Consider the following 19772-nt stretch of genomic DNA (forward strand, 5'->3'; position numbering starts at 1 on the left):
GCCTATCTGCTGGAAGCCTACCGCCGGCTGCGCGGCGGAGCGGAGAAACCCGGACGGTTCAGCTTGGAGGCCGGCAGCGGCGGCTTGTGGCCCCAGGCGGAGACGGGCTTGCCCTGGGGCTTGGGCGGCGGGGGTGGCGGCGGTGGTGGGGGCGGGTCGGTCTTGACCGTCTCACCGGCCGCCATCTTCGCCAGGTCGCTCATCAGCTTGCGCACGCCGTCCATGCGGGTCTCGGCGCTGTCCCAGGGACGCAGCAGCACCAGCTTGTGGTCCGGCCGGATTTTGGCCGTGCCCGCCTGCTGCTGGATGAAGCCCACCAGGGCGGCGGGGTTCTTGAACTCATTGTTGCGGAAGCCGATGACGGCGCCCTTGGGCCCGGCGTCCAGGGTCTGCACCCCGGCGTCGCGGCACAGGCGCTTGATCTCCACCAGGCGCAGCAGGTTCTCCACCTCCCCCGGCAGGGTGCCGAAGCGGTCCACCATCTCGGCGGCGAAGGCGTCGATCTCCGCCCGGTCCACCAGGTCGGCCACGCGGCGGTAGAGCGACAGGCGGATGCCCAGGTCGGCGACATAGTCTTCCGGGATCAGCACGGGCATGCCCAACTGGATCTGCGGCGTCCACTGCTCTTCCGCCGCCTGCGCCTCCGTCAGGCCGCCACGCGCGGCGGCCACCGCCTCCTCCAGCATCTGCTGGTAGAGTTCCACGCCCACCTCGCGGATCTGACCGGACTGCTCCTCACCCAAGAGGTTGCCGGCGCCGCGGATGTCCATGTCGTGGCTGGCCAGCTGGAAGCCCGCCCCCAGGCTGTCCAGCGTCTCAATGACGTGCAGGCGCTGCTGCGCCGTCTGCGACAGCACCGTCTTGGGCTGGTAGGTCAAGTAAGCGTAGCCGCGCACCTTGGACCGGCCCACGCGGCCGCGCACCTGGTACAGCTGCGCCAGGCCGAACATGTCGGCGCGGTGGACGATCAGGGTGTTGGCGCTGGGGATGTCCAGGCCGCTTTCGATGATGTTGGTGGCCAGCAGCAGATCGTACTTGCCCTCGTCGAAGGCGGTCATCACCTCCTCCAGCTGGGCGGCCGGCATCTGGCCGTGGGCGGTGATCATCTTCACCTCCGGCACCAGTTCGGCCAGCCGTTCCTGCAGCTTGGGCAGATCCTCGATGCGCGGGCAGACGTAGAAGCTCTGCCCACCCCGGTAATGCTCCCGCAGGATGGCCTCGCGGATCACCACGGGATCGTAGGGCAGCACGAAGGTGCGCACGGCCAGGCGATCCACCGGCGGCGTGGCGATCAGCGACAGCTCGCGCACGCCGCTCAACGCCAGTTGCAGGGTGCGGGGGATGGGCGTGGCGGTCAGGGTCAGGACGTGCACGTCGGTGCGCAGTTCCTTCAGCCGTTCCTTCTGCTTCACGCCGAAATGCTGTTCCTCGTCCACGATGACCAGGCCCAGGCGCTTGAACTGGATGCTCTTGGCCAGCAGGGCGTGGGTGCCGACGACGATGTCGATGGTGCCGTCGGCCAGGCCGGCCTTGGTCTGGTTGGCCTCTTTCGCCGTCACCAGGCGCGACAGGTGCCCCAGGCGCACCGGCAGCCCGGCGAAGCGCTTCTCAAAGGTGCGGGTGTGCTGGCGCGCCAGCAAGGTGGTGGGGACCACCACCGCCACCTGCAGGCCGCTCATGGCCGCGACGAAGGCGGCGCGCAAGGCCACCTCGGTCTTGCCGAAGCCGACGTCGCCGCAGACCAGGCGGTCCATGGGCTGACCGGAGTTCAAATCCTCCAGCACATCCTCGATGGCCTTCAGCTGGTCGTCCGTCTCGGCATAGGGGAAGCGGGCGGCGAACTCGTCATAGACGCCGTCCGGCACCTCGATGGGCGGCGCCTTGCGCAGGGCGCGCTCGGCGGCGATGCGCAGCAGCGCGTCGGCCATGTCCTTCAGCCGCTTCTTGACCCGGGCCTTGCGCGACTGCCAGCCCACGCCGCCCAGCTTGTCCAGCTGCGCGCCCGATTCCTCGGACCCGAAGCGGGACAGCACCTCGATGTTCTCGACCGGCACGTACAGCTTGTCGCCGCCGTCATAGAGGATGCGCAGACAATCGTGCGGGGCGCCGGTGACGGTCAGCGTCTCCAGCCCGTCATAGCGGCCGATGCCGTGGTCGACGTGCACCACCAGGTCGCCGGGCGACAGGCTGGCGGCTTCGGCGATGAAGTTGGCGGCGCGACGCTTCTTCTGCGAGGGGCGGGCCAGGCGGTCGCCCAGGATGTCTTGCTCGGTGATGACCGCCAGGTCGCCGGTGGTGAAGCCACTGTCTATACCCAGCACGATGACGGCGGTGGCCCGCGTCTCCTGCGCCCCCACCTCCGCCCAGGTGTCGGCGGTCAGCGACGGGGCTATGCCGTGCTCCTTCAGCATCTTGGCCAGGCGGTCGCGGGCGCCCTGGCTGTAGCCCGCCACCACCACGCGGCGGCCGTCGGCGTGCATCTGGTCGATGTGCTGGCCCAGCGCGCGGAAGACGTTCACGTCCGGGTTGGCGCGGGCGTCGGCGAAGTCGCGCCCCCGGCGGCCGCCGGCGTCGGCCAGGTTGGGGTTCTTGCCGCCCTTCTCATCCTCACGGGCGACCGCGGCGAAGGTGGACAGCTGCGCCACGCAGCGCAGGGCCAGGTGCCGGTCCCAGGCGTCGCCGTCCAGGAACATGGCGGCCGTCGGCACCGGCTTGTACACCGGGGTGCCGGACTTCTTCTCCACCTCCTGGAAGGTGCGGCGGGCCTCGTAGAAATCCGCCACCTGGGACAGGCGGGCGTCGCGCGCCTCCTCCGCCTGGGCGTCCAGGCTGACCATGGCGGCGGGGACATAGTCGAACAGCGTGTCCAGGCCGGCATGGAACAGGGGCAGCCAATGCTCCATGCCCGGCATCTTGCGGCCGGCGCTGATGCCCTCGTACAGCGGGTCGCTGTCGGTGACGGCGCCGAACAGCTCACGGTAGCCGGTGCGGAAGCGCTGGACGGAAGGATCGTCCAGGAACACCTCAGACATGGGCTTCAGGTCCACGCCCGACCGCTTTTCCGTGGTCATCTGGGTCATGGGGTCGAAGGCGCGCACGCCTTCCAGCTCATCCCCGAACAGGTCCAGGCGCAAGGGCTCCGGCGTCGCCGGGGGAACAGGTCGATGATGCCGCCGCGCACGGCATACTCACCCGGCTCGCGCACCGTCTGGGCGCGGGTGTAGCCGTTGTTGGCCAGGAAGCGCTGCAACTCATCCACGTTGAGGCGGCCGCCCACCTTGGCGCTGAAGGTCGCGTTGCGGAAGGCCAGGCGCGGCGGCACCCGTTGCAGGGCGGCGTTCAGGGTGGTCAGGACGACGAAGGCGCCTTTCGGCCGGGCGCCCAGCAGGGTGGTCAGCGTCTCGATGCGCCGGGCGACGATGTCGCCGTTGGGCGAGACGCGGTCATAGGGCAGGCAGTCCCACGCCGGGAAGGGCAGCACCGCCACGTCGGGCGCGAAGAAAGCCAAGGCCTCCTGCACGCGAGCCATGCGCGTGTCGTCCAGCGCCACGTGCAGCAGGCCGGAGGCCCCCGCCCGCCGCGCCAGGTCGGCCAGCACGCGCGCGTCATGCCCCTCCGGCGCGCCGGCCACCAGCAGGCGGCGCGGCGTGTCGGGGTTCAAGCTGGAGAGCAAGGCGGGCGGCAGCACGGTGTCGGACGCGGTGTGGGGCATGGGGGAAGCCAGGCGTTGGGCGGTGACGGAAAGGATCAGGCGACGCGGTGGGCCTGCAGCAGGGCCATCAGGTCCGCGTCCAGGTCATCCGGGAAGGGGGCGCGGCCCAGCAGCCAGTCGAAGACATCCGGATCGTTCAGATCCAGCAAATGCTCATACCGATCAAGCTGTTCCACGGTGAAGGTGGGCACATGCTTTTCGGCGAAGGTGCCCATCAGCAGGTCCATCTCCTTCATCCCGCGATGCCAGCTGCGGAAGATCAGGCGCTTGCGCCGCACGGCGAGGGCGCCTTCAGGAGCATCGGGCAGGACATCGGTGGTCATGGGCACGGCCTTATGAAATCGGAAACCTGATATGGGAGTGCTTGGCGGCTTCACCAGCCGCGCCGCATCCGCCACTGGAGTAACGGCAGACCCCGGCGCTGTCACGTCTTCAATGGCCGCGTGCCCGGCATGGCCGCACCATACACACTCGGGAACATATCGTAAACATACCTGGCCGCGAGGGGTAGCCCGTCGACAGGGCGGGCCGCTAGGATATAGGCATAAGCCTACGGTTTTGCGTCCTGGAGCCTGCCCCGTTGCGTCCGCCCGTTCTCTATCCCCTGTTCGCCCCCATCACCAGCCTGCCGGGCCTGGGGCCCCGCCTGGGCAAGCTGGCGGAGCGGCTGACCGGCCCGCATGTGGCGGATATCCTGTGGCACCTGCCCACCGGCGTCCTGGATCGCGCCAACGCCCCCAGCATAGCCGAGGCGCCGGAGGGCCGCATCGTCACCCTGACGGTGCGGGTGGACGGGCACATGCCGCCGGTGCAGCGCCACCGCCCCTATCGCGTGCGCTGCACCGACCATACCGGGGAGATGGAGCTGGTGTTCTTCCACGTGAAGGGCGACTGGCTGGAGAAGAAGCTGCCCCAGGGGACCATGGTGGTGGTCAGCGGCAAGGTGGAGCGATTCAACGGCCTGCTGCAGATGCCCCACCCCGACCATTTCGCCCCCGTGGAGGAGGGCGCCCCGCCGCAGGAGGTGGAGGCGGTCTATCCCTTGACCGGCGGCCTGAACCCCAAGCCGCTGCGCACCGCCCTCCAGGCGGCCCTCGCCCGCGCGCCGGAGCTGGAGGAGTGGCAGGACCCGGCGTGGCTGGAGCGCCAGGGCTGGCCGGCGTGGAAGGCGGCGCTGACGGCGGCGCACGACCCCAGGGGCGAGAAGGACGTCAACCCGCTGAGCCCCCTGCGCCAGCGCCTGGCCTATGACGAGCTGCTGGCCAACCAGCTGGCCCTGGCCCTGGTGCGCTGGCACCAGCGGCGGTTGGCCGGCCGCGCCACGGTGGGCGACGGTCGCCTGCGCGCCCGCATCCAGGCCGCCCTGCCCTATCAGCTGACGGGCGCGCAGGCCCAGGCGCTGGTGGAGATCGACGCCGACATGCGGCAGCCGGAGCGCATGCTGCGCCTGCTGCAGGGCGACGTGGGCAGCGGCAAGACCATCGTGGCGCTGATGGCCATGGCGACGGCGGTGGAGGCCGGCGCCCAGGCGGCCCTGATGGCGCCCACGGAAATCCTGGCGCGCCAGCACGCCGAAAGCCTGGCCGACCTGGCCGACGCCGCCGGCATCCGCCTGGCCCTGCTGACCGGCCGCGACAAGGGCAAGGCCCGCCAGCAGGTGCTGGACCGTCTGGCGTCGGGGGAGATCGACATCCTGATCGGCACCCACGCCCTGTTCCAGGAGGATGTCGCGTTCAAGGACCTGGCGCTGGCCATCATCGATGAGCAGCACAAGTTTGGCGTGCACCAGCGCTTGGCCCTGGCGGCCAAGGGGCGCGGCGTCGACACCCTGGTCATGACCGCCACCCCCATCCCCCGCACCCTGACCCTGACCGCCTATGGCGACATGGACGTCAGCCGCCTGATGGAAAAGCCGCCGGGGCGCAAGCCGGTGGTGACCCGCGCCGCCGCCGCCGACCGCATCGAGGAGGTGGTGGAGCGCGTGGCCGCCGCCATCAAGACGGGCCAGCGGGTCTATTGGGTCTGCCCCCTGGTGGACGAGTCGGAAACGGTGGACCTGGCCAACGCCACCCTGCGCCACGCCACCCTGATGGAACGGCTGGGCGACTGTGTCGGCCTGGTGCACGGCAAGATGAAGGGCACGGAGAAGGATGCCGTCATGGCCCGCTTCGCCGCCGGCGAACTGTCGGTGCTGGTGGCCACCACCGTCATCGAGGTGGGCGTGAACGTGCCGGAGGCCACCATCATGGTGGTGGAGCATGCCGAGCGCTTCGGTCTGGCCCAGCTGCACCAGCTGCGCGGCCGGGTGGGACGCGGCGAGCGCGCCTCCGCCTGCCTGCTGCTGTACACCGCCCCCCTGGGCGAGACCGCCCGCGCCCGCCTGGACGTCATGACCTCCACCGAGGACGGTTTCGTCATCGCCGAGAAGGATCTGGAGCTGCGCGGCGCCGGCGAGGTGCTGGGCACCCGCCAGTCGGGATTGCCGGAGTTCCGCATGGCCGACATCACCGTGCATGCCGACCTGCTGGCCACCGCCCGCGACGACGCCAGCCTAATGGTGGCCCGCGACCCCGACCTGGAAACCCCGCGCGGCCAGGCCCTGCGCGTGCTGCTCTACCTGTTTCAGCGGGACGAGGCGGTGCGCACGCTGCGCTCGGGGTGAAACAACTCGTAGGCGCCCTGCCAGTCGTGTTTTGGTGAATGGTGCCATTAGGCGACTTAATGGGAAAAGCCGAACCTAAATCTGGCTAATTTGATTTTATAAATTCATTCGGGGAAAGCCATGTATCTCCATAATCATTCTGGCGTCGACTTCCGACTGTTCATACAAAAAATGGTGACGTCGAAAATGGCCCGGACCTATATGGAGATCGGCGTCCGCGATGGCTCCACCCTGGCGATGATAGATTGCGCCGCCATTGGCGTTGATCCTCATTTCCAGTTCAATTCCAATCCGATTGGCACGAAGCCATCCCTTTTCCTATATCAAAAAACAAGCGATCAATTCTTCAGGGATCACGATGTGAGGGCGATATCAGGCGACACGCTTGATGTGGTGTTCCTTGATGGTCTCCATCAATTTGAATACTTGCTCAGGGACTTTATGAATAGTGAGAAAAACTGCCATCGGCACAGCCTTATCATGCTGGACGACTGCCTACCCGTGAACGCGGAAATGACTGAAAGGCGGCATAACGCGTCACAGCGCAGGGACCAGAACTATGCCGGGTGGTGGACCGGCGACGTCTGGAAAATAATACCGATATTGAAGAAATATAGAAAAGATCTGCACATAACACTCGTCGACACATCGCCAACGGGCACGGTCTGCATCACAAACCTCAACCCATCGTCAACCGTACTGGAAGATAATTATTACAAAATAATCCAAGAATTTCGCGGCATATCCATGACCGATGAAAGCATCGAGAAATTTTACCAGGAGCATGACATCGTTTCCTCACAGGCGGTCATGTCCGGCTTTGACGCGTCGCTTACGGCGGGCCCATAAAAAGGGTGTACAGAGATGGTTATCCCCTGACAGTCGCCCCCTCTGGTGAGGTTATCAGGCGGCGGGTTTGAGGTCGGCTTCGGGCGCCTCCTTCTGTGGCTTGGGGATACCGTCGCGGAAGGCCTGGAGGGGTGTTCTGCCCTTCATGCCGCGCCCCTGATGGGGCCGCTTGGTATTGTAGACGACCAGGTATTGGTCGAGCACGACCTGCATCTCTTCGATGGTGTCGAACCAGGTGCGGCGGCCTTCGACGCGGAAGTGCTCATCCAGCAGCGTGCGGTGCAGGCGCTCGACGATGCCATTGGATTGCGGGCGTTTGACCTTGGTCCGCTTGTGCTCGATGCCTTCCAGTTGAAGGAACAGTTCGTAGGGGTGCTGGTCCTCGCGGCCACAGAACTCGCGGCCGTTGTCGCTAAGCACGGCCTCGACGGTGGCGTCCTCGGCCTCGAAGGTGGGCAGCACGTCGTTATTCAGGGTCTGGACAGCGGTCAACGGCAACTTGTTGGCGTAGAGCCTGGCCCAGGCATGACGGCTGTGGCAGTCGATGGCGGTCTGCAGGTAGACCTTGCCCACACCCTTGAGGACGCCGACGAAGAAGGTGTCCACGGCCACCAGGGCGCCGGTGTGGGGCGCTTCGATGTGCCGTTCCCGGAACTCTGGGCTGAAGCGTTCCAGCAGGCGGATTTGCTCGTCCGAGAGGGTCAGCCTGCGCTCCGCCGTGCTCTTCTCCAGGCGCAGCAGTCGGTCGTGCTTGGTCAGCAGGTTGTGGCGCTGCCACACGCCACGCACGCCGCCGGATGATACCTGGATGTTCCGCATGGCCAGTTCCTGGGCCACCCGCAGAGGGCCGTGGCAGGGATGGGCCAGGGCATGGTCCAGCACCGCCGTTTCCACCTCCGCCGGCACGCGGTTGGGATGGGGGCCGCGCGGGCCGGGCAGACGGTCGATCAGGCCATCGGCGCCAAAGGTCTGGTAGTTCCGGCGGATCTCATAAAATTGCTGTCGGCTGTAGCCCATTACCTTGCAGGCTTTGCTGACGTTGCCGAGGTCGGACGCAAGTTCAAGCAGGCTCAGCTTACGGCGTGCTACCTTCTGTGCCGTGGTCATGTCGTTCTCCGGTCTTTGGGTTGATGTTGCTCGCAACTCCATCAAACCCTACCAGAGGTGGCATGGCCACACCGGCTCCCGCGGGGGCCGGTGTGGCCGGGACTGTCAGGTCATTACTCTCTCAGCACAAAAAGGGCGACAGCGATGGGATGGGGCATCAAGAACTCCTGCAACCACAAACTTGTGCCGCCGGGCTATTTCCTCCGTACAGTTGAGGCGAGGTGATGGTGCCGTATGTCCCATGGGGCCCGTGACGCCCTTTAAGGAGATCCACCATGACCGCCACGCCAGCTTCCGACGCGCCCACCCCAAGGGGCCCAGCGGCCGACAAGGTCAGCCTGCGGACGCTGACGGTCATCCGGCACACCCTGTTGGGCCTGGGGTTCGGCCTGATACCGATGGTGATCTTCATCATGAGGCACGAGCTGCCGACCAGCCGTGGCGCCCTTGTCGGCTCCATCCTGGGGGGCGCCTTGGGCGGAATGGCGAGCATGGGATTGGTCGGGGCCTATCGCGCGCGTTCCATCCCCGCCGACCAGCCCAGCCCCATCGGCCGGCTGCGCCTGACCCTGGGCCTGGCGCCGCTGGCCCTCATCTTTGTCGGCCTGGTGGTCCTGATGGTGATGAAATGATCATCGCCAGCCAATAGCCCAGCCCAAGCTTGACCGCTTTCGCCCACCCCCGGATGACCGTCGCCGGCACGATGCCGTAAGGGCTGAGCCATCGGACCGAACGTCCCTCGCCCCGCAGGTGGGCCATGGCCTGGCGGACCAGGGGATGGAACAGGTCGACCGCCCCCACAGGGTCGCGGGTGCCGTCCGGATTTTCCCACGCCTTTAAAGTGGCGTCCGTTTCATCATCATAGCCCCGCACGAGCAGGACACGCGGTCCCCCATCGGAAAATCTCCAGATCGTGTAGGCGTAATAATAATCGTGAAGGCCGTCCGGCCCGATGTCGGAACAGTCGACATGGTGTGAGGCTTCCACGTCCACGGGATGACCTTTTCCTCGGGGGTGATCCGCAATGACATAGGGGCGGGTCGCCATCCTGACAGGCGGGGCCAGCCGTTCCGGCACGTCCTGACGAAGCGGCGCCCGGGTTTATTCCAACCGTTGCCGGACGGCCCACCCCGCCAAAGTGGCGGATGTTGGGGACGCCCCTTCCCCTTAGCATGATGGTGCCCGGGTCACGCCATGCCCCGGCAATGCCACATGAACCATCACCGGTCGGTGACCGTATTACTGGCTGACACAAGGGGAAGGACGCACATGACCATGGCCAGCGGCACATCCGGGCCCAACACCCCCGCGGCCACCCCGCCGGCACCCGCCCGGCTGGTGTCCATCGCCACGGCCCTGCCCCCATATCGCCTGACGCAGGAACAGGCCCTGGCCGGCGCCCGCCAGGTCTTCGCCCACCGCTTACGCGATTTCGACCGGCTGGCCCCCGTCTTCACCCATGCCGGCATCGAGGGCCGCGCCTCTTGCGTGCCGCTGGACTGGTATCTGGAGCCGCACGGCTGGGCGGAGCGCAACGCGCTGTACCTGGAGCATGCGGTCGACGTGCTGGCCCGCGCCACCACCCAGGCGCTGGAGCAGGCCGGCCTCAAGCCCACCGACGTGGACGCCATCGTCGCCGTCTCCTCCACCGGCATCGCCACGCCCAGCCTGGACGCGCTGATCATGCAGCGCCTGGGCATGCGGCCGGATGTGGAGCGCATGCCGCTGTTCGGCCTGGGTTGCGCCGGCGGCGTGCTGGGCCTGGCGCGGGCCGCCACCTGGGCCACCGCCCGGCCCGGCGCCAACGTCCTGCTGCTGGTGGTGGAGTTGTGCGCCCTCAGCTTCCGCCGGGGCGACCTGTCCAAAGCCAACGTCATCGCGACCGCCCTGTTCGGCGATGGCGGCGCCGCGGCCATCCTGCGCGCGGATCCGAATGGCGGCGATACCGGTCCGGCCTTCCTGGCGTCGGCGGAGCATCGCTGGCCCGACAGCCTGGGCATCATGGGCTGGCAGGTGGAGGACGACGGCATGGGCGTCATCTTCGCCCAGAGCATCCCCACCCTGGTGCGGGAAAAACTGCCCGAGGTGGTGGGCGGTTTCCTGGACCGCCACCGCCTGACGCTGTCCGATCTGGCCGGGACCATCTGCCACCCCGGCGGCACCAAGGTGCTGGACGCGCTGGCGGAGGTGCTGGCCCCCGCCACCGAGGGCCTGGGGGACGCCCGCGACGTCCTGCGCCAGCATGGCAACATGTCGGCGGCCACCGTGCTGTTCGTGCTGGAACGCCGCCTGCGCCAGGGAACACGGGGCCTGCAGCTGCTGTCCGCCCTGGGGCCCGGCTTCGTCGCGGCCCTGGGCCTGATGCGGTTCTGAGAGGGCGTCATGGGAGTCGCTTTCGGCGTGCCGCAAATCGTCGTCCTGCTGCTGGCGGTCCAGCGCCTGGCGGAATTGCGCGTGGCCAACCGCAACACCCGCCGCCTGCTGGACCAGGGCGGGCGCGAGGTCGGACGGGGGCATTACCCCCTGTTCATCGTGCTGCACAGCGCCTGGCTGGCGGCGCTGTTCTTCCTGGTCCCGGCCGACGCACCCGTCCTCTGGCCCGTGGTGGCGCTGCTGGTCCTGCTGCAGGTCGGACGTTATTGGGTCATCCGCACCCTGGGGCCCTACTGGACGACGCGCATCATCACCCTGCCCCGTGCCCCGCTGATCCGGGGCGGGCCCTTCCGCTGGGTCCGCCATCCCAACTACTGCGTGGTGGTGGCGGAGATCGCGGCCGTGCCCCTGGCCTTTGGCGCCTGGCGGCTGGCCCTGGCCTTCTCCATCGCCAACGCCCTGCTGCTGGCCCACCGCATCCGGGTGGAGGAGGCGGCCCTGGCGCCGCGTCGCGACGTGGTTCCCCAGGCCTGAGCGGCGGCGCATTGGGTAAGGGTGACGCCACCAAAAGGCGTGGGGCCGTTTACGGCGGGCGCGCGGGCCGTTATTGTCCGGCCAGTCCCTGTTAGAGCGGAACGCGATCAGGTGACTGCGCCTGATCGCGTTCCGCTCTAAATGGGAACCCTGTTAAATCGGCCCCCGAACACAATGTTAGGGGGCCGGTGCGGATTCCGGGGAGGTATCCGCATCGCGCCGACCTTATCCGGAGCCCATTCCCGTGATCGAAGCCGCGTCCCTTGACAGCATCGAATTGCTGGCCCCCCTGACGGCGGACCAGCGCGCCAGCCTGGCCAAGCAGTGTAGCTGGCGCCATTTCCACCCGCAGGAACAGGTGATCGACCGCGCGTCGGACAGCCGTGACGTCTGCTTCATCGTCGAGGGCCGGGTGCGGGTGGTGAATTATTCCCTGTCCGGCCGTGAGGTCACCTTCGACGATGTCGAGGCCGGCGGCTACCTGGGCGAACTGTCCGCCATCGATGGCGAGGCGCGGTCGGCCAGCATCGTGGCGCTGAGCGAGGTCATGGTCGCCTTCATGTCGCCGCGCCTGTTCCAGCAGGTGGTGACCCAGAACCCCACCATCGCCTGGGGCGTCATGACCCGCCTGGCCAGCATCGTTCGTTCCGCCACCGGACGGATCATGGATTTGTCGACCCTGGGCGCCAACAACCGGGTGCATGCCGAGCTGCTGCGCCTGGCCAAGCCCACCCTGAAGGACGACAACACCGCCGCCATCTCTCCCATCCCGATTCACAGCGACATCGCCGCCCGGGTCAGCACCACCCGCGAAACGGTCGCCCGCGTGCTGGGTGACCTGTCGCGCGACAAGCTGGTCGTCCGCCAGGACAACTCCCTTTTGGTCCGCGATTTCGCCCGATTGGAGGAGATGGTGGAGGAAGTGCGCGGCGACTGAGCCTTTGGGGTTAACCATGAGGTCAGTTTTTTGAAGTGTGACACGCTTGCCACGGTTTTTTAACTTTTCATCAATCGATGTCGGAGCTATATAAGAGGGGCTTGACCGTGACGGATTTGACACTCTCAAGCCTTCAACCTCCTTATGAGGCTCCCTTCATCTTCGCCGGCTGTCCTGAGACAGCCGGCGTTTTTTTGGGCTCATCCCGGCCGGCGCGGGCCGGACGCCCCGTCCCTTTGCGCCCCTTGCGCGGCACTAAGCCGCCCCGTGCATTCGTGGATGCGGAGCACTACAAAAACGGATACATTCATCCCTTGAATGCAATCATGTGATTGGCATCGCGTCGCCCGGTCATGGCGACCCCAAAGGGGCGCGGGGTGATCGTGTCTTAAGTACCTTTTCCGGCGCATCCAGTAGGGGGCGGGGGAAAGGCGGACGTCATCGCCACCCGTCCGTGGCGACACCCAGAAGGGGTGTGGGTTTACGCCGAATACGAAGCGTCTCAAAGAGATGCGGTCGGAGGTGGGTATGGTTTCGCAGATTGGTCTTCTGACGCCGGCGCAGTTCGCCGCCATCACGACCACGAATATCCAGCGGCTGACGACGCAGGACGTCCAGGCGCTGACGACCGCCCAGATCCGGGCGATGACGACGCAGCAGGCGGCGGCCTTCCAGGTCAGCCAAATGGTGTTCACCGCGACTCAGCTGCAGGCGTTCAGCGAAGCCGACATCACGGCGTTGGGCACGGACGATTTCAAGGCCCTGAAATCCACCCAGGTCGCCGGCCTGACCTCCAACCAGATACAGGCGCTGAGCACCGACCAGCTGGCGGCGCTGACCACCGCCGACATCCAGGAATTCAGCAAGGCGCAGATCGGCGCCCTGAGCACCGACCAGTTGGCGGCCCTGTCCACCGCCGACATCCGCGCCTTGAGCGTCACGCAGCTGAGCGGTCTGACAACGGCCCAGCTGGCGGGGCTGGGCTCTGACAATCTGTCAGCCCTGAACAGCACCCAGACGGCCAGCCTGACCGCCGCCCAGGTCAAGGCCCTGACCACCGACCAGCTGGCGGCGCTGACCACCGCCGACATCCGCGAATTCACCGCCACCCAGATCGCCTCCCTCAGCACCGGCCAGACCTCCGGCCTGACGACCGACGCCGTCGCCGCCCTCACCACCGCGCAGGTGGCGGGCCTGACAACGGCGCAGATCCGCTCGCTGACCTCGGACCAGCTGTCGGCCCTGTCCACGGCCGATGCCAAGGCCCTGTCGGTGACGCAGCTGTCGGCGCTGGGCACCGGCCAGGTTTCCTTCCTGACCAGCAACGTGCTGTCGACGCTCAGTTCCATCCAGGTGGCGGCCTTTTCCACCGCCCAGGTGCGGGCGCTGACCACCGATCAGCTGAACAGCCTGACCACCGCCGATATCCGCGAATTCACCAGCCTGCAGGTGGCGGCCCTCACCACCGCGCAGATCTCGGCCCTCAGCACCGGCAACCTGGCCGCCCTGACCACCATCCAGACGGCGGCGTTGAGCACCGCCCAGGTGGCGGCCCTGGGCACCGACCAGGTCGCCGGCCTGACGACGGCGCAGGTGGCGAACCTGTCGGCCAACCAGATCAAGGCCCTGTCCACGGATCAGCTGGACGCGCTGGGCACGGCCACGGTGCGGACTCTGACCGGCATCCAGCTGGCCGCCCTGACCACCGCGCAGATCGCCGGCATCAGCACCGGCAACTTGTCGGCCCTGACCAGCGCGCAGGTACAGAATCTGTCGACCGCCCAGGTCCGCGCCCTGACAACGGACCAGCTGAACGGTCTGACCACCGCCGACGTGCGGGAATTCACCGCCACCCAGGTGACGGCGCTCAGCACGGCGCAGATATCCTCCCTGGATACCGACAATGTGGCGGCGCTGACGACGGCGCAGCTGACGGGCCTGACCTCGACCCAGGTGTCGGTGCTGACCACCAGCCAGGTCGCGGCCCTGAAAACCGCCCAGCTGGCCAGCCTGACGGCCGTGCAGCTGAAGGGCCTGGGCTCCGACCAGTTCAGCGCCCTGGGCACCGCCTCGGTGCAGAAGCTGACACCGGCGCAGGTGGCGGCGCTGACCACGGCGCAGATCGCCGGTTTGTCCACCGACAACCTGTCGGCGCTGAACAGCGCGCAGGTGGCCGTCCTGGGCAGCCTGCAAATCCGCGCCCTGACCACCGACCAGTTGAACGCGCTGAGTTCCGCCGACATCCGCGAATTCACCGCCACCCAGGTGGGCCAACTGACCACCGCCCAAGTGGCGGGCCTGGGCAGCGACGTGCTGGCCGCGCTCAGCACCGCCCAGGTCGCCAACCTGACCACGGCCCAGCTGCGCACCCTGACGTCGGACCAGCTGTCCGCCCTGACCACGGCGGACTTGCGCGCCCTCACCTCCCTTCAGATTCCCGGGCTGACGACGGGCCAGATCGCCACGCTGGGCACCGACGCCCTGTCCGCGCTCAGCAGCGCGCAGGTGCAGACGCTGACCAACGCGCAGGTCCAGTCGCTGACGACCGACCAGCTGAACGCGCTGGGAACCGCCGACCTTCGGGAATTCACGCCCGGTCAGATCGCGGCCCTCACCACCGCCCAGGTGGCCGGCCTGCGGACCGGCACCCTGGCGGCCCTGTCCACCGCCCAGGTCGCGGCCCTCACCACCGCCCAGGTGCGGGCGCTGACCACGGACCAGCTGGGTACGCTGTCCACCGCCGACGCCCGCGCCCTGACGGCCACCCAGTTGGCGGCCGTGTCCACCGCGCAAGTGTCCGCCCTGGGCAGCGACGCCCTGTCGGCGCTCAGCGCCACCCAGGTGACGGGCCTGAGCAGCGCCCAGGTCAAGGCCCTCACGACCGACCAGCTCAACAGCCTGACCTCCGCCGATATCCGTGAATTCTCCGCCGCGCAGGTGGCAAGCCTGACGACGGACCAGGTGTCCGGCCTGGGCACAGCCAACCTGTCGGCGCTCAGCGGCACCCAGGTGCCCAGCCTGACCAGCGCCCAGGTCCAGGCGCTGACCACCACCCAGCTGAACGCGCTGACCACCGCCGACGTGCGGGAGTTCAGCGCCACCCAGGTGGGGACGCTCACCACCGCGCAGCTGTCCGCCCTGGGGACCAGCCAGCTGACGGCGCTGACCTCCGTGCAGTTGGCCGGCCTCACCACCACCCAGGTGGGGGCCTTGACCACCGACCAGGTGACGGCCCTGACCACGGCGCAGCTGGTGACCCTGTCGGCCAACCAGGTCAAGGCGCTGACGACCGACCAGCTGTCGGCCCTGCCCACCGCCAACCTGCAGAAGCTGACGGCCACCCGAATCTCGGCCCTGACCACCACGCAGGTGGCGGGCCTGGCCACCGGCACACTGACGGCCCTGACCACGGCCCAGGTGGTCAGCCTTACGGCGGCCCAGGTGGGCGCCCTGACCACCGACCAGCTGAACACCCTGACGACGGCGGAAGCGCGGGCCCTGACGTCCCTGCAGCTGACCAGCCTCGGCACCGCCCAGGTGGCGGCGCTGGGCACCAGCTTCCTGACGGCCCTGAGCAGCACCCAGGTGGCCAGCCTGTCGGCCACCCAGGTCAAGGCCCTGACCACCGACCAGCTGGGCACCCTGCCCACGGCCGACGCCCGCGCCCTGACCGCAACCCAGGTGACGGCCCTGACCACCAACCAGGTGGCGGCGCTCAGCAGCGACGCCCTGTCGGCGCTGAACGCCACGCAGGTGGCCGGCCTGACCTCCGCCCAGATCCGGTCGCTGACCACCGATCAGCTGAACAGCCTGACCACGGCGGATATCCGCGAGCTGTCGGGGACCCAGGTCGGCTTCCTGTCGACGGCGCAGCTCGCCGCCCTGGGCACCGCCAACTTGTCAGCCTTCAGCAGCGCCCAAGTGCCCAGCCTGGGCAGCGCCCAGATCCAGGCCCTGACCAGCACCCAGCTGAACAGCCTGGGCACCGCCGATATTGGGGAATTCAGCGCCACCCAGGTTGGCCAGCTGACCACGGCCCAACTGTCCGCCCTGGGCACGGCCCAGCTGACCGCCCTGTCGTCCACCCAGATCGGTGGCCTGACAACCGCCCAGTTGAACACCCTGACCACCGACCAGGTGGCCACCCTGACGACCGCCCAGGTCAGCAGCCTGACCGCGACCCAGGTCAAGGCCCTGACCACCGACCAGCTGAACGCGCTCAACACCGATACGGTGCGGACGCTGACGGGTACGCAGGTGGCCGCCCTGTCCACGGCCCAGCTGACCGGTCTCAGCACGGCCAACCTGTCGGCGCTGACCACCGCCCAGGTGACCAGCCTGACGGCGACGCAGGTGGCCTCGCTGACCACCGACCAGTTGAACACCCTGTCCTCGGCCGATGCCCGCGCCCTGACGGCCACGCAGATCCAGGCCCTGACCACCGCCCAGGTGTCGCAGCTCAGCACCAGCTTCCTGGCGACACTCAGCACCACGCAGGTCAGCAACCTGTCGGCCGCGCAGGTCAAGGTACTGACGTCCGACCAGCTGAACACCCTGCCCACCGCCGACGCCCGCGCCTTGAGCGCCACCCAGGTCCAGGCCCTGACCACGGCCCAGATCGCCAGCCTGGGCACCGACGCCCTGTCGGCGCTCAGCGCCACCCAGGTGGGCGCCCTGAACAGCGCCCAGGTGCAGGCCCTGACCAGCGGCCAGCTGAACAGCCTGACCACCGCCGACGTGCGTGAATTCACGGCGACCCAGGTGGGCCAGCTGACCACGGCCCAACTGTCCACCCTGGGCACGGACCAGTTGACCGCCCTGTCCACCAGCCAGGTGCCCAGCCTGACCACGGCACAGGTCAGCGCCCTGACCACCAGCCAGGTGGGGGTGCTGACGACGGCGCAGGTCACCAGCCTGTCGGCCGCCCAGGTCAAGGTGCTGTCCACCGACCAGATCAACGCGCTCAGCACCGACACGGTGCGGACGCTGACGGGCACCCAGGTCGCCGCCCTGACCACGGACCAGATCAGCGGCCTGGGCATCTCCTTCCTGTCCACCCTGACCACCAGCCAGGTGGCCAGCCTGACCACCCTGCAGCTGCATGCGCTGGGCACCGACCAGTTGAACGCCCTGCCCACGGCGGACACGCGCGCCCTGACGGCGACGCAGCTGAGCAGTCTGGGCACCGACCAGGTGAGCGGCCTGGGCACCGACTTCCTGCAGGCCTTGAGCAGCACCCAGGTGGCCAGCCTGACCGCCGCCCAGGTCAAGGTGCTGTCCACCGACCAGCTGAACGCCCTGTCGACCGCCGACGCGCGCGCCCTGACCGCCACCCAGGTCGCCGCCCTGTCCACCGACCAGATCGCCGGTCTCAGCACCGACAATCTGTCGGCTTTCAGCGCCACGCAGGTGAACAGCCTGACCAGCGCCCAGTTGCAGTCGCTGGGCACGGGTCAGTTGAACGCCCTGACCACGGCGGACGTCACCGAGTTCACCGCGGCCCAGGTCGCCCTGCTGACCACGGGCCAGCTGTCGGCCCTGGACACCACCCATGTCGCGGCCCTGACCACCACCCAGACCGCGGCGCTGACCACGGCGCAGGTCGGCGCCCTGACCACGGCCCAGGTCGGCGGCCTGACGACGGCCCAAGTGGCCGGCCTGTCGGCCACCCAGGTCAAGACGCTCAGCACCGACCAGCTGAACGCCCTGTCGACCAACGACGCCCGCGCGCTGTCCGCGACGCAGCTGGCCGCCCTGACGACGACGCAGCTTTCCGGCCTCAGCACCACGGTGCTGACGGCGCTGAGCAACACGCAGCTGAGCAGCCTGTCGGCCACCCAGATCCAGACGCTCAGCACCGACCAGTTGAACGCGCTGACCACGGCGCAGATCAGGGGCCTGTCCCCCACCCTCATCGCCGCGCTGACCACGGCGCAGATCTCGGGGCTGGACACCGACAACCTCTCGGCGCTCAGCGGGCCGCAGGCCTCGGTTCTGACGACGGCGCAAGTGCAGGCGCTGACCACCAGCCAGTTGAGCGCGCTGTCCACCGCCGACATCCGCGAACTGTCCGCCACCCAGCTGGGCGTGCTGACCACCAGCCAGATATCCGCCCTGACGACGGACGACGTGTCGACCCTGACGGCGGCGCAGGTGGCGGCGTTGAGCACGACGCAGGTGAGCGCCCTGACCACCGCCCAGGCGGCCGCGCTGACCACCAGCCAGGTCTCCAACCTGTCGCTGGCCCAGGTGAAGGCGCTGGGCACCGCCCAGTTGGATGCCCTTGCGACCGACCGCATCGTGAGCCTGACGCCGGCGCAGGTGACGGCCTTGACCACGGCGCAGCTGGCGGCCCTCAGCACCACCAACCTGTCGGCGCTGAGCGGCACCCAAGTCGCCCTGCTGAACAGCACCCAGATCGACGCCCTGACCACGGCGCAGATCAGCGCCCTGACCACGGACGACATCCGAGAGTTCACGGTCAGCCAGGTGCCGATGTTCACCACGGACCAAATCCCGGGCTTCAGCACCAGCCTGATCGTGGCGATGTCGTCGGACCAGGCCAACGCCTTCAGCGGCGACCAGCTGGGCGTGTTCACCTCGGACCAGACCAACGCCTGGCAGACGGCCCGCACGTCCTGAGCCTGAGGGCTGAGCCTGAGGGCTGAGCCTGAGGGGCGGAAAAGGGGCGATGGGGTCGGCGTCAGGCGCCGGCCAGGCTCCATAGGGCGGTGCCGGCCACCAGGGGGCGGTCGCCGTCATGGACGCGGACCTCGGTCACCAGCTGTGACCAGTTGCGGCGGATCAGCCGCGCCTCACCCTGCACCAGGGTGCCGCGCGGACCGCTGCCCAGGTGGTTCAGCGTCAGGTTCAGCAGCGCCGCCTCCCCCTCCGGCACGCCTTCGTCGCTGATGGCGCGCAGGCAGACCAGCTCGGCGAAGGACGCCAGGACGGAGGTGTGGATCTGACCCGTGCCGGCCAGGTGGCGTTCATCCGCCACGAAGGCGCGGACCCAGCCGCCATCCCCGCCGCCACGGGCGGGCCGACCCTCCCAGAAGGGGCCGATATGGGCGATGAAGCCGGGGGTCACGGGGCACAGGGCCCAACCCTCGGTACTCGTCTCCGCCGCGCCGCCGTCCGCCATCATGTGCCCTGCCCCCGCCCCTCACGTCCCCTGGGCACGTCCCCTTGCACGTCCCCGGGGGAATGACGTCAGCCGTTCACCCGCGTGAACTCGCGGAAGGTCACGGCAATCTTGTCCTCGACGATGGTGACCTCGCCCCGGCCGACGGTGCGGCCGGAAACGATGATGTCGGACAGGTCGTCGATCTTGCGGTCCAGCTCCACGATGGCGCCGCGGCCCAGCTTCAGCAGGTCGCGCACGCGGATGGTGGAGGTGCCCAGCACCACCGACACCTCGACCACCGTGTCATAGATGGCCGATAGCTCGGGGGTCGCCGACATGGTGGAACCGCCACCGTCGAACATGGCGTCGATATCGTCCTGGTTGCTCATGTCGCCGGATCCCGTATTCGCAAGTCCCGCCCGTGGGATACCGGATGACATTACCATGACCCGACAGCCAAGGGAGCAGCGAT

Annotated in this window: 12 protein-coding genes and 1 pseudogene; 7 read left to right on the plus strand and 6 right to left on the minus strand. The window is 68.2% G+C overall.

What is annotated here, in order from left to right; translation table 11 throughout:
• Positions 1-17: 17 nt before the first annotated feature.
• Together mfd and UAJ10_RS18565 are read right to left on the minus strand one after the other, a co-directional pair.
• A pseudogene (gene mfd, locus UAJ10_RS18560) lies at positions 18-3712 on the minus strand (transcription-repair coupling factor).
• A gap of 35 nt (positions 3713-3747) precedes the next feature.
• Positions 3748-4035 carry a succinate dehydrogenase assembly factor 2 gene (locus UAJ10_RS18565; RefSeq protein WP_322916686.1) on the minus strand — a complete coding sequence of 96 codons (288 nt, stop codon included), beginning with the start codon at positions 4033-4035 and terminating at the stop codon, positions 3748-3750.
• Positions 4036-4292: 257 nt separating this feature from the next.
• Here UAJ10_RS18565 and recG point away from each other — a divergent pair, with 257 nt between their 5' ends.
• Positions 4293-6374, plus strand: a complete 2082-nt coding sequence (recG, locus tag UAJ10_RS18570) for an ATP-dependent DNA helicase RecG (RefSeq protein WP_322916687.1) — start codon at positions 4293-4295, stop codon at positions 6372-6374.
• 186 nt (positions 6375-6560) lie between these two features.
• Positions 6561-7223, plus strand: a complete 663-nt coding sequence (locus UAJ10_RS18575) for a class I SAM-dependent methyltransferase (RefSeq protein ID WP_322916688.1) — start codon at positions 6561-6563, stop codon at positions 7221-7223.
• A gap of 54 nt (positions 7224-7277) precedes the next feature.
• Here the strand turns inward: UAJ10_RS18575 and UAJ10_RS18580 are convergent, their stop codons facing one another.
• A complete protein-coding gene (locus tag UAJ10_RS18580; RefSeq protein ID WP_322914931.1) occupies positions 7278-8330 on the minus strand; it encodes an IS481 family transposase in 1053 nt (350 codons plus the stop codon).
• Between the two features lie 275 nt (positions 8331-8605).
• On the opposite strand from UAJ10_RS18580, the gene UAJ10_RS18585 reads away from it, so the two are divergent.
• The gene (locus UAJ10_RS18585; protein ID WP_322916689.1) at positions 8606-8962 is read left to right on the plus strand and encodes a hypothetical protein; all 357 of its coding nucleotides are present in this window, start codon (positions 8606-8608) and stop codon (positions 8960-8962) included.
• On the opposite strand, the gene UAJ10_RS18590 is transcribed toward UAJ10_RS18585, so the two are convergent.
• A complete protein-coding gene (locus UAJ10_RS18590) occupies positions 8922-9323 on the minus strand; it encodes a hypothetical protein (protein ID WP_322916690.1) in 402 nt (133 codons plus the stop codon). The genes UAJ10_RS18585 and UAJ10_RS18590 overlap by 41 nt on opposite strands.
• Before the next feature lie 276 nt (positions 9324-9599).
• Between UAJ10_RS18590 and UAJ10_RS18595 the strand changes: the two genes are divergently transcribed.
• From UAJ10_RS18595 to UAJ10_RS18610, 4 genes are all read left to right on the plus strand, one after another.
• Positions 9600-10703: a type III polyketide synthase gene (locus UAJ10_RS18595; protein ID WP_322916691.1), complete on the plus strand. Its 1104-nt coding sequence runs from the start codon at positions 9600-9602 to the stop codon at positions 10701-10703.
• Positions 10704-10712: 9 nt separating this feature from the next.
• On the plus strand, positions 10713-11237 hold the full coding sequence (locus tag UAJ10_RS18600; RefSeq protein WP_322916692.1) for an isoprenylcysteine carboxyl methyltransferase family protein: 525 nt from the start codon (positions 10713-10715) through the stop codon (positions 11235-11237).
• A 244-nt stretch (positions 11238-11481) separates the two neighbouring features.
• A complete protein-coding gene (locus tag UAJ10_RS18605) occupies positions 11482-12174 on the plus strand; it encodes a Crp/Fnr family transcriptional regulator (protein ID WP_322916693.1) in 693 nt (230 codons plus the stop codon).
• A gap of 528 nt (positions 12175-12702) precedes the next feature.
• A complete protein-coding gene (locus UAJ10_RS18610; protein WP_322916694.1) occupies positions 12703-18816 on the plus strand; it encodes a beta strand repeat-containing protein in 6114 nt (2037 codons plus the stop codon).
• A 61-nt stretch (positions 18817-18877) separates the two neighbouring features.
• Here the strand turns inward: UAJ10_RS18610 and UAJ10_RS18615 are convergent, their stop codons facing one another.
• Together UAJ10_RS18615 and fliN are read right to left on the minus strand one after the other, a co-directional pair.
• On the minus strand, positions 18878-19321 hold the full coding sequence (locus tag UAJ10_RS18615; RefSeq protein ID WP_322916695.1) for a PaaI family thioesterase: 444 nt from the start codon (positions 19319-19321) through the stop codon (positions 18878-18880).
• A gap of 65 nt (positions 19322-19386) precedes the next feature.
• On the minus strand, positions 19387-19689 hold the full coding sequence (gene fliN / locus UAJ10_RS18620; protein ID WP_322916696.1) for a flagellar motor switch protein FliN: 303 nt from the start codon (positions 19687-19689) through the stop codon (positions 19387-19389).
• Positions 19690-19772 lie beyond the last annotated feature (83 nt).

This window comes from Nitrospirillum guaranorum, from assembly GCF_034653275.1.
Classification (GTDB): domain Bacteria; phylum Pseudomonadota; class Alphaproteobacteria; order Azospirillales; family Azospirillaceae; genus Nitrospirillum.